Raw genomic sequence first — 12,483 nt, forward strand, 5'->3', positions numbered from 1 at the left:
CGCGCCGCGACGGGGATCACCCGCCGCGGCCGGTCAGCCCAGTGCGCGGGACAGCACCGCGGCGACCTGGTCGGTCTCCACCAGGAACCCGTCGTGCCCACGCCGGGAGGTCACGATGTCCAGCTCGATCCCGAGCCGCGCGGCCAGCTCGACCTGCTGATGCAGGGGGTAGAGCCGGTCGGTGTCGACGCCCACCACCGTGGGGCGCGCGGTGATGGCGGTGAGCGCGGCGGCGACGCCGCCCCGGTCGCGGCCGATCTCGTGGCTGTTCATGGCCAGGTTCAGCGCGACGTAGCTGCCGGCGTCGAACCGAGCGCGCAGCCCCTCCGCCGCGTGGTCCAGATAGGACTCGACGGCGAACTGTCCGCCCCGCAGCGGATCGGTCCCGTGCTGGGCGGCCCGGCCGAAGCGGGTGTCCATCTCGCCCGCGGTGCGGTAGCTCAGGTGGGCGATGCGCCGGGCGATCCCGAGTCCGGTGTCGGGGCCGCGGAACTGGTCGTGGTAGTCGCCCTCGCACCAGTAGGGGTCGGCGCGGATGGCGTCGATCTGGATGCGGCACAGGCCCACCTGGTCGGCGCTGGCCGCCGCCGCGGCGGCGAGGACGACGACGTTGCGCACCCGATGCGGCTGCATGATCGCCCATTCCAGCGCCCGCATCCCACCCATCGACCCGCCGACGACTCCGTGCCACGCCTCGATGCCGAGCGCGTCGGCCAGCGGGATCTCGGCCGCGACCTGGTCCCGAATCGTGGTGCGGGGCCAGCGGCTGCCCCACGGCCGCCCGTCCGGCGCCACCGAGGACGGCCCCGTCGTGCCCTGGCAGCCGCCGATCACGTTGGCGCACACCACGAAGAACCGGTCGGTATCGATCCCGAGCCCGGGCCCGACCACGTCGTTCCACCAGCCCGCGGTGGGATGGCCCGGCCCGGCCTCGCCCACGACGTGGCTGTCCCCGGTCAGCGCGTGCAGGACCAGAACAGCGTTGTCGCGGGCCGGCGAGAGCCGCCCCCAGGTCTCGTAGGCCAGCCGGTAGCCCGGCAGCGTGCCCCCCAGCTCGAGCGCCAGCGGCCCGGGCACGTGCAGGAACCGCCGTTCCCCGGGCGGATCACCCTCGCGCCATGCCCCGCTGACCCGCAGGACCGCCGTCACCGGGCCGGTCCCCGGCTGCTGAGCACACCGTGGTCGACACCCGCGGGGGTCGGCCCACCGTGGAGGCGGGTGTGCTCGACCTTCAGGCAGTGGTCCATCACCACCTGCAGACCCGCGGTCTCGGCGCGCCGGGCCACCCCCTCGTCGAACAGTCCGACCTGCAACCAGAGCGTGCGCACCCGCGGCGGCAGGGCCAGGACCTCCTCCAGCAGCGCCGGCAGGTCCGCGGGGCGGCGGAACACATCGACGAGGTCCGGGACGACCGGAAGGTCGGCGAGGCTGCGGTGCACCGGCCTGCCGAGGATCTCCTCGGCGTTCGGGTTGATGAAGTAGACCTCGTAGTCGGTGTGCGACAGCAGGTAGGTCGCCACCGACAAGCTGGCCCGGTCCGGCTTTGCGGACGCACCGACGAGCGCGACGGTCCGCGTCGCGTGCAGGATCTGTCGCCGGCGCACCGGCGGCGGGTTGGCCCAACCCGTCATCGCGATCGTTTCGGCATCGCGACCGGCGCCCGCGCGCTCACGAGCTCGTCCTGGGCAACCGCACGAGGCCCTCCTGCATCGTGCTCGCGATCAGCCGCCCGTCGGCCGCGTAGAACCGGCCCTCGGCCAGGCCACGCCCGCCGGAGGCCGCGGGCGAGTAGCACTCGTAGAGGAACCACTCGTCGGCCCGGAACGGCTGGTGGAACCACATGGCGTGGTCGAGGCTGGCCATCTGCACCTGCGTGGAGTTCATGTCGTGGCGGGCCACGACCGCCCCGAGCAGGGTGAGATCGCTGGCGTAGGTGAGCAGGCAGACGTGCAGCAGCTGGTCGTCGGGCAGCCGGCCGTCGGCGCGCATCCACGCCCGCAGCGGCTCGTGCGACGCGACCCGTTCGGCCGCCCAGACCGGCTCGTCGACGAACCGCACGTCGAGCGGCCGCGGGAGGTTGACCAGCCAACCGCCGCCCTTACCGGCCACCGCGCGGCCGCCGAGGTCCGGCAACGACTCCGGATCGGGAATCCCGGGCGGCATCGGCTCGCTGTGCTCCAGCCCGTCCTGCGCGAGCTGGAACGACGCCGCCAACGAGAAGATCGCCTCGCCGTGCTGGATGGCGAGCACCCGCCGGGTGGTGAACGAACGGCCGTCACGGACCCGCTCGGTCTCGTAGATGATCGGCACTCGCGGATCGCCCGGCCGGATGAAGTACCCGTGCAGCGAATGCACCGGACGGTCCTCGGGCACGGTCCGGCCCGCGGCCACCAGCGCCTGGCCGGCGACCTGACCGCCGAACACCCGGGTCGGCGAGAGCGGCGGACTGATCCCGCGGAACAGGTTCACCTCGAGCTGTTCGAGTGTGAGCAGCTCAACCAGCTCGTCGAGGACGGCCTGTCCACGAGGGACGCCGTCGGCCGCGAACTCCGGATCGGTTGTCGTCACGCAGGGATACTGTCAGACGGCCGGGATCACGCGTGATCCTCCTCGCCGAGGCGGTGTACCCGGATCAGGTTCGTCGAGCCCACGGTCCCCGGCGGGGAGCCCGCGACGATCACCACGAGGTCGCCCGGCTGGAACCGTTCGATCGACAGCATCGCCTGGTCGACCTGGCGGACCATGGCATCGGTGCTGTCCACGGGGTCGACCAGGAAGGTCTCCACGCCCCACGTCATGGCGAGCTGGCTGCGGACCGCGGGGGTCGGGGTGAACGCCAGCAGCGGCAGCCGGGTGTGCAGCCGGGCGAGCCTGCGCACGGTCTCGCCGGACTGGGTGAACGCCACCAGCGCCCGGGCCGACAGCCGCTCCCCGATGTCGCGGGCCGCGTACGACAGCACACCGCGCTTGGTGCGGGGCACGTGGTTCAGCGGCGGCACGGTGGCCGGGCCCGCCTCCACCGCCTCGACGATCTGCGACATCGTGCGGACCGCCCGGATCGGGTAGCGGCCGACGCTGGTCTCACCCGAGAGCATCACCGCATCCGCCCCGTCGAGCACCGCGTTGGCCACGTCGGAGGCCTCGGCCCTGGTCGGACGCGAGTTGGTGATCATCGAGTCGAGCATCTGAGTCGCGACGATGACCGGCTTGGCGTTCTCCCGGGCGATCTGGATGGCCCGCTTCTGCACGAGCGGCACGTTCTCCAGGGGCAGCTCGACGCCGAGGTCGCCGCGGGCGACCATGATTCCGTCGAAGGCGAGCACGATGGCCTCGAGGTTGTCGACGGCCTCGGGCTTCTCCAACTTGGCGATCACGGGGAGCCGGGCGTGCTTCTCGTCCATGATCTTGTGCACATGGTCGATATCGGCCGGGCTGCGCACGAACGACAGGGCCACCACATCGACCCGCAGGTCGAGCGCGAACCGCAGGTCGGCGGCGTCCTTCTCGCTGACGGCAGGCACCGAGACGTTCATCCCGGGCAGCGACAGCCCCTTGTTGTCGCTCACCGGACCGCCCTCGGTGACCCGGCAGACGACGTCGAGACCCTCGACGGCGACGACGGTCAGCGCGACCTTGCCATCGTCGATGAGCAGCCGGTCGCCGGGGCGGGCGTCGTCGGCGAGACCGACGTAGGTGGTGGAGACCCGGTCGTGGGTGCCCGGCACGTCCTCAACCGTGATGCGCACCTCCTCGCCGGTGTGCCACTCGGTGGGACCACCGGCGAACCGGCCGAGGCGGATCTTGGGACCCTGCAGGTCGGCGAGGAGACCCACGGCGCGACCTTCGGCGTCGGCCGCCTCGCGCACCATCTCGTAGACGGCCTTGTGGTCGTCGCGGTTGCCGTGGCTGAAGTTCAGCCGCGCGACGTCCATTCCGGTCGCGACGAGTTCCCGGATTCGCTCCGGCGTCGCGGTCGCCGGTCCTATGGTGCATACGATCTTGGTGCGGCGGCTCACAACAGTAGGGTAGCGCCCCCGCTTGAACGATAAGGATCGACCGCGTGTCCGTCCGGAAGCTCACCGTTGCGGCTGTTCACCGGGGCCCACGTGGTCGGCCAGCCACTCCGCGACCGGGCGCCCCGCCCGCCACGTCGCCGCCACCCGGTCCAGGCAGCCGCGCTCGTGCAGCACATCGTCGGGCGGCCACCGCCGTGACACGTACAGGCTCTTGTGCCGCAACAGGTCCAGCCGTGGATGCGCCGGATCGACACCGCGAGGCCTGCGCTTGAGCAGCTCTCCCGCCACCGTCAGCCCGGCCGACTCGACGGCGGCCAGCCGGTTCGCGAGGTCCGCACCGCGGCGCTCGTCGGCGACGGCGGCGCGAAAACGCGCCAGCTGGTCGGACGTCATCCGGTAGTAGCCCGCCGCGGCGAGCAGCCCCTCGGCGGACACCTCGACGTAGTACGGCGCCGCGAACCCCCCGCACTGCGTCTTGTAGGGCGTCTTGTCGTGGGAGAACCGAACGTCCCGGTACGGGCGGAAGACCTTGCCCGCCCCGAACTCGTGCTCCAGCGCCGCGAGCAGGGCCAGCATCGGGTGGCGCACGTCGCGTTCGTAGACCTGTCTGTGGTCGGCCCAATAAGCCTTGGAGTTGTCCGCCAGAAGCCCGTCGTAGAACTCGACCGCGCCCTCCCCGAACCCGTCGAACACCGGGTCCGTCGTCACGGCGCGCGGTCTCTCGCGCCGCCCGAGACAGGCTGATCGTCGTCCGTCGTCCCGGCGTCGGCGCTCGCCTGCTCACCCGACGTTGCCGGGGCCGGCGCGGCGAGGATCTCGCGGGGCTTGCGCACGATCACCAGGTAGGCGAGAGCACCGACGAACACCGCGGCGGCGACGACCACATTGATCCGGATGTCGCCGAAGACCCTGGTGGCCGGGTCGGTGCGCATGAGCTCGATGAAGAAACGACCCAGTGTGTAGCCGGCGACGTAGAGCGCGAACGCCCGGCCGTGCCCGAGCCGGAACCGTCGGTCCGCCCACACGATGGTCGCCGCGACGAGCAGGTTCCAGATCAGCTCGTAGGCGAAGGTGGGGTGCACGATCGCGATCGGTGTGGGGTCGAGGGCGACCCCGCCCAGCGGATCGGGCGCCCCGGTGGCCGGATCGACCCGGTTGTAGATCTCCAGACCCCACGGCAGGGTGGTCGGCCCGCCGTAGAGCTCCTGGTTGAAGTAGTTGCCGAGCCTGCCGATCGCCTGCGCGACGACAATGCCGGGCGCAACGGCGTCGGCGAAGAACGGCAGCGGCACCCCGCGGCGGCGGCACCCGATCCAGGCCCCGACCGCCCCGAGCGCGATCGCCCCCCAGATCCCGAGGCCGCCCTGCCAGATCTTCACCGCGTCGACCGGGTTCCCGCCGGGACCGAAGTAGGTCGGCCAGTCGGTGGCCACGTGGTAGAGCCGCCCGCCCACCAGCCCGAACGGCACCGCGAACACGGCGATGTCGAGGACCGTGCCCGGCTCCCCGCCCCGGGCGACGAACCGCCGCTCGCCCCAGTACACCGCGACGATGATGCCCGCGATGATGCACAGGGCGTACGCCCGCAGCGGGATCGGGCCGAGGTACCAGACCCCGCGGTCGGGGCTCGGCAGATATGCCAGCAGGGTCGTGGAAACGCCGGTGCTCACGACGCCACGTTAGCGCCCGGTGCCGATGGCACGGCGGCCCGCCGCGTCCCCCATCGAGTCATGGCGCCGCACCGTCGCACCGCGGGGCCACCCGAGCGCGTCATGGACCCACAACGCGCTGGGCACGGCCCTTCCGAGGGCGTTTATGGAGCCAGGACGTCGGCGTGCCGCGAGCCGCGACCGACCCCGGCGGCCAGCTCGGCAGCCAGTGCCCGCACGCCGTCCGGGCCGTCCCGCTGGGCCTCGGCGACGAACGCCGACCCGACGATGACCCCGTCGGCGAACCCCGCCACCTCGGCGGCCTGCTCGCCCGACCGCACACCCAGCCCGACACAGATCGGCAACGAGGTGTGCGGCCGGGTCCGGGCGACGAGCTGTGGAGCGGCCGCGGCCACGCTGTCCCGCGCCCCGGTCACGCCCATGATCGAGGCCGCGTAGACGAACCCGCTGCTCGCCGCGACGGTGCTGGCGATGCGTTCCGGCGTGGACGAGGGCGCGACCAGGAAGATCCGGTCCAGCCCGTGCGCGGTGGACGCGGCCAGCCATTCGTCCGCCTCGTCGGGGATCAGGTCCGGGGTGATCACGCCGAGCCCGCCCGCGGCGGCCAGGTCCCGAGCGAAGGCTTCGACGCCGTAGCGCAGCATCGGGTTGTAGTAGGTCATGACGACCGCCGAGCCGCCCGCCGCCGAAACCCGCTCGACCACCGACAGCACATCGCGGATCCGGGTACCGCCGCGCAGTGCGGTCTCGGCGGCGGCCTGGATCGTCGGGCCGTCCAGCACGGGGTCGGAGTACGGGATACCGACCTCCAGCAGGTCGCAGCCGCCCTCGACCATGGCGTTCATCAGCTCCACCGACCCGTCGACGGTGGGGTACCCCGCGGGGAAGTAACCGATCAGCGCACCGCGGCCCGCGGCGGCGCAGCGGGCGAAGACGTCGGCGACGGTCACTGGGTGCCCTCCTCGGTGTCGATACCCGGACCCGCCGACGGCCCGTCGTGGAGCATGCCGAACCAGCGGGCCGCGGTGTCGACGTCCTTGTCCCCGCGACCGGACAGGTTGACCAGCACGATCGCGTCCGGCCCGAGCTCGCGGCCCAGTCGCAGCGCGCCGGCGACCGCGTGCGCCGACTCGATCGCCGGGATGATCCCCTCGGTGCGCGACAGCAACGCGAACGCCGCCATCGCCTCGGCGTCGGTCACCGGCTCGTACCGGGCGCGGCCGAGGTCCTTGAGCAGTGCGTGCTCCGGGCCGACACCCGGGTAGTCCAGCCCGGCCGAGATCGAATGCGACTCGCTGGTCTGACCGTCGTCGTCCTGCAACAGGTACGACATCGCCCCGTGCAGCGCGCCCGGCGCGCCCTCCGACAGGGTCGCCCCGTGCCGCCCGGTCTCGATGCCGTCGCCACCGGGTTCGAATCCGACCAGCCGCACGCCCGGGTCGTCGAGGAACGCGTGGAAGATGCCGATCGCGTTCGATCCGCCGCCGACGCAGGCGGCGACGGCGTCGGGCAGCCGCCCGGTGCGCTCGAGCACCTGTTCGCGCGCCTCCAGCCCGATCACCCGGTGGAAGTCGCGGACCATCACCGGAAACGGGTGCGGCCCGGCGACCGTGCCGAGCAGGTAATGCGTGGTCTCGACGTTGGTCACCCAGTCCCGCAACGCCTCGTTGATCGCATCCTTGAGCGTGCGGGAACCGAGCGTGACGGGCACGACCTCGGCGCCGAGCAGCCGCATCCGGGCGACGTTCAGGGCCTGCCGCCGGGTATCGACCTCGCCCATGTAGACGACGCAGTCCAGACCGAGCAGCGCGCAGGCGGTGGCCGTCGCGACGCCGTGCTGTCCCGCCCCGGTCTCGGCGATCACCCGGGACTTGCCCATCCGCTTGGTGAGCAGCGCCTGACCCAGCACATTATTGATCTTGTGCGAGCCGGTGTGGTTGAGGTCCTCGCGCTTGAGCAGGACCCGTGCCCCGCCCGCATGCTCGGCCAGCCTCGGCGCCTCGGTCAACGGGGAGGGGCGGCCGGTGTAGTCGCGGTGCAGCCGGTCGAGCTCGGCGAGGAACTCCGGATCGTGCCGGGCCTTGTCGTACGCCGCCGTCAGCTCGTCGAGCGCGGCGACCAGCGCCTCCGGGACGAACCGCCCACCGTAGCGGCCGAAATGGCCACGTTCGTCGGGCTCGTGCCCGGACGGCCGGGCGATCCCGTCGCTGGCCTGTGCTCTGGTCGTCACGGGGTTGGTCACCGCACCATCCTGGAGCATGACGGGTGGAAGCCCGCAGCCACCAGGTTACGCACCGCCGCCAGCGGGTCCCCGCTGGTCACGAGCCCCTCCCCGACCAGCACCGCGTCGGCGCCCCAGCCGGCGTAGGTGAGCAGATCCCCCGGGCCACGCACGCCGGACTCGGCCACCCGCAGCACGTCGTTGGGCAGCCCGGGCGCGATCTGCCCGAAGATCGACCGATTGACCTCGAGCGTGTGCAGGTTGCGGGCGTTCACCCCGATCAGGCTCGCACCCGCCTCCAGCGCCCGGTCGGCCTCCTCCTCGGTGTGCACCTCGACCAGCGCGGTCATCCCGAGGGACTCGACCCGGTCCAGCAGCGCGACCAACACGTTCTGCTCCAGTGCGGCCACGATCAGCAGCACCAGGTCCGCCCCGTGCGCCCGCGCCTCGTGTACCTGGTACGGGCTGACGATGAAGTCCTTGCGCAGGACCGGCACGTCCACGACGGCGCGCACCAGGTCCAGGTCGGCGAGCGAGCCGCCGAAGCGGCGCTGCTCGGTGAGGACGCTGATCACCCTGGCCCCACCCTCGGCGTACGTCGCCGCGAGCTCGGCCGGGTCGCTGATCGTGGCCAGCTTGCCCTTGGACGGGCTGCGGCGCTTGACCTCGGCGATCACGCCGATTCCGGGCCTGCGCAGCACGGCCATGACATCACGGGCCGGCGGGGCCTGGGCCGCCCGCCGCTTGATCTCGGCGAAGTCGATCGCGGCCTCGCGGACGGCGAGATCCTCCCGGACCCCGTCCACGATGGACTCGAGGACGCTCGGTCCGGCGGTCTGCTTCATGGTTTCGCCCACGGGGCTGGGTCCCCCTTCGGGTTCAGGCCTTTAAGGCGTTGTTCTCAATGCTAGACAGCGCGGGTCGGCGGCTCGTCGCCAGGCCCGGCCCGGCCCGGGGGACCGTCGGCCCCGGCCTCCTCGCCGGGATCCACCGTCGGGTCGCGGCCCGCGTCCAGCTCCTGCCACGCCGCCCGCTCCGGGGCGACCTCGGACCCGCGGGCGCCGGGCGCGGAGTACCGGCTCCCGAGCCGCGGAAGGCGTCCCGCCCGAAGGACCAGGACGACCCCCGCGACCAGCACCACGATCGCACCCAACAGCCCCAGCCACGGCGCCGCGGTCGCCTCGGCGGGCGGATGGGTCGCGGCCACCGGCACCGTCACCCCGGAGAGCGCGGCTAGTCGCTCGATCGACGGCGCCGCCGCGACGGTGGTGAGCACCGCGGCCCCCGCGGCCAGCCCGCCGAGCGCGACGACCAGCCCGAGCACCCGGCGCGCCGCGCCGGACACCGCCACCGCCGCGGCGACCGCCGCCAGCGCCAGCACGGCAACCCCGGTCAGCGCAGGCTGCAGCTGCTCGCCGGTCGCCGACACCGTGACGCCCGCGCGGGCCGGGACGAAGGCCACGCCGGTGAACCACGTCAGCTGCCCGGATCCCCACAGCGCGAGCGCGCCACCCGCGAGCTGAGCACACACCACGAGCAGCAGGCGGCGCCCCCGCGCCGTGGTGGTCGACCCCGGCGCGGTCACGGCTCCGCGAGCGTCGCCGCGGTACCGAGGCGCGGCTCCGCAAGCGTCGCCGCGGTACCGAGGCGCGGCTCCGCAAGCGTCGCCGCGGTCGCCACCGCCGACAGCACGGCGCGCGCCTTGTTCAGGCACTCGGTGTCCTCGGCGACCGGATCGGAGTCGGCGACGATCCCCCCACCCGCCTGCACATACGCGGTCCCGCCGCGGATCAGCGCGGTGCGGATCGCGATGGCGGTGTCGGCGTTGCCCGCGAAGTCCAGGTAACCCACGATGCCGCCGTAGAGCCCGCGCCGCGTCGGCTCCAGCTCGTCGATCAGCTGCATCGCCCGCACCTTCGGCGCCCCGGACAACGTCCCGGCCGGGAAGCACGCCAGCACCGCGTCGTAGGCGTTGCACTCGGCGCGCAGGGCGCCGGTCACCGTCGAGACCAGATGCATCACATGGCTGTACCGCTCGACGGAGAAGAAGTTGTGCACCCGCACCGTCCCCGGCTCGCAGACCCGGCCCAGGTCGTTGCGCCCCAGGTCGACGAGCATGACGTGCTCGGCGCGCTCCTTGGCGTCGGTGCGCAGGTCCTTCTCCAGCAGGACGTCCTCCTCCTCGGTCGCACCCCGCCAGCGGGTGCCGGCGATCGGGTGCGTCGTGGCCTGCCCGTCACGCACCGTGACCAGCGCCTCCGGGCTCGATCCGACGATCGCGAACGGCGGCCCGCCGCCGGCGTCCTCCAGATGCAGCAGGTACATGTACGGGCTGGGGTTCGTCGCCCGAAGCACCCGGTAGACATCGAGCGGGTCGGCCGCGCACTCCATCTCGAACCGCTGCGAGACGACGACCTGGAACGCCTCGCCGGCCCGAATCTGCTCCTTGGCCACCTCGACGGCCGCGTGGTGCTCGGCGTGGCTGCGCCTGCGCACGAACTGCGGCTCCGCGGGTCGGTAGACCGCCACCGTCGACGAGGCGGGTGCGGCCAGCTCGGCCGTCATCCGGTCCAGCCGCGCCACCGCGTCGTCGTAGGCCTCCTCGACCCGCTCGTCCGAGGCGTCCCAGTTGATCGCGTTGGCGATGAGCGTGACCGTGCCCTCGTGATGGTCGAGCGCGGCCAGGTCCGTCGCCAGCAACATGACCAGCTCGGGCAGCCCCAGGTCGTCGGCCGCGCGTTCGCCGATCCGTTCCAGCCTGCGCACCACGTCGTAGCCGAGGTAGCCGACCATCCCCCCGGTCAGCGGCGGCAGCCCGGGCAGCGGTTCGCTGCGCAACTCCTCCACGACGACCCGCAACGCCGACAGCGGATCACCCTCGGTCGGCATGCCGACCGGCACCTCGCCGGTCCAGCGCAGCACACCGTCCACCGCGGTGAGCGCCGCGGCGCTGCGGGCACCGATGAACGACCATCGCGACCAGGACCGCCCGTTCTCCGCCGACTCGAACAGGAAGGTGCCGGGGCGCGAGCCCGCGAGCTTGCGGTACACCCCCACCGGAGTCTCGTCGTCGGCGAGCAACCTGCGCGCGACCGGGATCACCCGGTGCGCGGCGGCGAGCTCACGGAACTCCTCACGGCTCGGGGTGACCGAACCGAGCGCCCCGGCCGCGGGGCCGGGCGCAGTCGTGCGGACGGACATCGGCCCATTCTCGCAGGCGGCCGGGAGACCGTGCGTCGCACCGCGACCACCCGGCTGCCGCCCGAACGGGGATGATGGCCGGGTGGCTGAACCCGGAACCGAAACCGCCGCCCGCCGCCGCGGCCGTCGTCGAGCGGGCGAGGACACCCGGGCGGCGCTGCTCGCCGCCGCCCGCGTGGAGTTCGTCGAGCGCGGCTTCGACGGCGCCACGGTCCGCCGGATCGCCGAACGCGCCGGGGTGGACCCCGCCATGGTCAACCACTGGTTCGGCGGTAAGGAGCAGCTGTTCGTCTCCTCGCTGGAGATCCCGGTCGACGTGGAGACGATCCAGCGCGAGCTGCTGTCCGGTGACCGCGACGAGCTCGGCACCCGGATCGTGACGATGTTCCTGCGGATCTGGGACCGCACCGGTGGCGGCCCGCTCGCCGCGCTGATCCGCAGCGTCGCCGGGCACGAGGCGGCGGCGCGGATGATGCGGGAGTTCGTCGGCAAGCTGATCATCGGCCGGATCGTGGCCAGGGTCGCCCCCGACCAGGTGGAGCTGCGCGCGGCGCTCGTGGGCAGTCAGGTGATCGGACTCGGCATGGTCCGCTACGTCCTGGAGCTGGAACCCCTCGCCTCCGCCGACCACCCGACCGTCATCGCGGCGGTCGCCCCCAACCTGCAGCGCTACCTCACCGGCCCCCTGGACGCCGCCGGCCCGCGCGTCATGGAGCCATGACGCGATCCGGAGCCCGCCCTTGCGCGCGTCATGGAGCCATGACGCGGGAGAGTCGGCGGCGGGTCGCGGTCAGCCGTGGGCGAAGCCCGTGCCGGTGCGGTCCAGCGGGTCGGGCCCGATCCCGAGGAACTTCTGGCGCAGCGCGTCCCAGGCCGCGAGCCTGCCGAAGTCGGGTTCGGGCAGGATCTGCTGCAGGTCGTCAAGGAACGGGTTGGGCAGCATGACGGTCATCTGCTGGTCGCCGACGCCGTTGAACAGCCGGATCCCCCAGGACGTCGGCGCCTGCCCCGAGATCCGGCGGTAGAACTCGGCGCGCGCACAGCGGCGCTGCCTACCCAGCTCGGGTCCGCTCGCGGTGTGCTCACCGATGCACAGATGGAAGTGCCAGCGTCCGAAGTCGACGGTCACGTAGCCGTCGTACATGCTGATCCGCTTCGGCGCGTTGGGGGCGGCCACCTCCAACGCCGAGCCCGGGATCAGGACCCCGAAGAAGATGTGTGCCCAGTGCTCGGTGAACACGTCGGTGAGCAGCGCGAGCAGGGTCTTCTCGTCGGTGGGCAGCGGCCAGACGTGCAGCAGGCCGTTTCCCGGTTCGTCGACGATCTGCGGTTCCGTGATGGGCGAGGCGGTCATGGTTCCTCCGTTTCTCCGGTT

General features: G+C 72.7%; 13 protein-coding genes. 1 reads left to right on the forward strand and 12 read right to left on the reverse strand.

Going from position 1 to position 12,483, the window contains the following annotated elements:
* Window positions 1-33: 33 nt before the first annotated feature.
* The 11 genes from metX to ACFQE5_RS03700 form a co-directional block, all read right to left on the reverse strand.
* Window positions 34-1,149 (reverse strand): homoserine O-acetyltransferase MetX, encoded by a 1,116-nt coding sequence (gene metX, locus ACFQE5_RS03650; RefSeq protein ID WP_379582734.1) that lies wholly within the window; start codon window positions 1,147-1,149, stop codon window positions 34-36.
* The gene (locus ACFQE5_RS03655) at window positions 1,146-1,631 is read right to left on the reverse strand and encodes a CoA-binding protein (RefSeq protein ID WP_379582736.1); all 486 of its coding nucleotides are present in this window, start codon (window positions 1,629-1,631) and stop codon (window positions 1,146-1,148) included. The genes metX and ACFQE5_RS03655 overlap by 4 nt, the downstream gene beginning before the upstream one ends.
* Window positions 1,632-1,668: 37 nt before the next feature.
* On the reverse strand, window positions 1,669-2,568 hold the full coding sequence (locus ACFQE5_RS03660) for an acyl-CoA thioesterase (RefSeq protein ID WP_379582738.1): 900 nt from the start codon (window positions 2,566-2,568) through the stop codon (window positions 1,669-1,671).
* A 26-nt stretch (window positions 2,569-2,594) separates the two neighbouring features.
* Complete coding sequence (gene pyk / locus ACFQE5_RS03665; protein ID WP_379582740.1) at window positions 2,595-4,016, reverse strand: pyruvate kinase; 1,422 nt, start codon at window positions 4,014-4,016, stop codon at window positions 2,595-2,597.
* Window positions 4,017-4,076: 60 nt separating this feature from the next.
* Window positions 4,077-4,724 (reverse strand): DUF2461 domain-containing protein, encoded by a 648-nt coding sequence (locus tag ACFQE5_RS03670; RefSeq protein ID WP_379582743.1) that lies wholly within the window; start codon window positions 4,722-4,724, stop codon window positions 4,077-4,079.
* Window positions 4,721-5,686, reverse strand: coding sequence for a prolipoprotein diacylglyceryl transferase (lgt, locus tag ACFQE5_RS03675; protein ID WP_379582745.1), 966 nt, complete (start codon window positions 5,684-5,686; stop codon window positions 4,721-4,723). The genes ACFQE5_RS03670 and lgt overlap by 4 nt, the downstream gene beginning before the upstream one ends.
* A 143-nt stretch (window positions 5,687-5,829) precedes the next feature.
* On the reverse strand, window positions 5,830-6,636 hold the full coding sequence (gene trpA / locus ACFQE5_RS03680) for a tryptophan synthase subunit alpha (protein ID WP_379582747.1): 807 nt from the start codon (window positions 6,634-6,636) through the stop codon (window positions 5,830-5,832).
* Entirely contained in the window at window positions 6,633-7,946 is a 1,314-nt protein-coding gene (gene trpB, locus ACFQE5_RS03685) for a tryptophan synthase subunit beta (protein ID WP_379582749.1), read from the reverse strand. The genes trpA and trpB overlap by 4 nt, the downstream gene beginning before the upstream one ends.
* Window positions 7,925-8,752 carry an indole-3-glycerol phosphate synthase TrpC gene (gene trpC / locus ACFQE5_RS03690; protein WP_379583233.1) on the reverse strand — a complete coding sequence of 276 codons (828 nt, stop codon included), beginning with the start codon at window positions 8,750-8,752 and terminating at the stop codon, window positions 7,925-7,927. The genes trpB and trpC overlap by 22 nt, the downstream gene beginning before the upstream one ends.
* A 62-nt stretch (window positions 8,753-8,814) precedes the next feature.
* Entirely contained in the window at window positions 8,815-9,492 is a 678-nt protein-coding gene (locus ACFQE5_RS03695) for a Trp biosynthesis-associated membrane protein (protein ID WP_379582751.1), read from the reverse strand.
* A complete protein-coding gene (locus tag ACFQE5_RS03700; protein WP_379582753.1) occupies window positions 9,489-11,108 on the reverse strand; it encodes an anthranilate synthase component I in 1,620 nt (539 codons plus the stop codon). Before ACFQE5_RS03700 ends, ACFQE5_RS03695 begins: the two co-directional genes overlap by 4 nt.
* An 82-nt stretch (window positions 11,109-11,190) precedes the next feature.
* Between ACFQE5_RS03700 and ACFQE5_RS03705 the strand changes: the two genes are divergently transcribed.
* Window positions 11,191-11,829: a TetR/AcrR family transcriptional regulator gene (locus ACFQE5_RS03705; protein ID WP_379582755.1), complete on the forward strand. Its 639-nt coding sequence runs from the start codon at window positions 11,191-11,193 to the stop codon at window positions 11,827-11,829.
* Between the two features lie 69 nt (window positions 11,830-11,898).
* On the opposite strand, the gene ACFQE5_RS03710 is transcribed toward ACFQE5_RS03705, so the two are convergent.
* Complete coding sequence (locus ACFQE5_RS03710) at window positions 11,899-12,462, reverse strand: DUF7676 family protein (protein WP_379582757.1); 564 nt, start codon at window positions 12,460-12,462, stop codon at window positions 11,899-11,901.
* Window positions 12,463-12,483: the final 21 nt, after the last annotated feature.

This window comes from Pseudonocardia hispaniensis (assembly GCF_042658695.1).
Taxonomy (GTDB): domain Bacteria; phylum Actinomycetota; class Actinomycetes; order Mycobacteriales; family Pseudonocardiaceae; genus Pseudonocardia; species Pseudonocardia hispaniensis.

Excerpts from the sequence above, each read along its gene's own strand:
- ACFQE5_RS03655 (WP_379582736.1), bottom strand. The coding sequence starts at position 1,631 with ATGACGGGTTGGGCCAACCCGCCGCCGGTGCGCCGGCGACAGATCCTG.
- trpB (WP_379582749.1), bottom strand. The coding sequence starts at position 7,946 with ATGCTCCAGGATGGTGCGGTGACCAACCCCGTGACGACCAGAGCACAG.
- trpC (WP_379583233.1), bottom strand. The coding sequence starts at position 8,752 with ATGAAGCAGACCGCCGGACCGAGCGTCCTCGAGTCCATCGTGGACGGG.
- ACFQE5_RS03700 (WP_379582753.1), bottom strand. The coding sequence starts at position 11,108 with ATGTCCGTCCGCACGACTGCGCCCGGCCCCGCGGCCGGGGCGCTCGGT.
- ACFQE5_RS03710 (WP_379582757.1), bottom strand. The coding sequence starts at position 12,462 with ATGACCGCCTCGCCCATCACGGAACCGCAGATCGTCGACGAACCGGGA.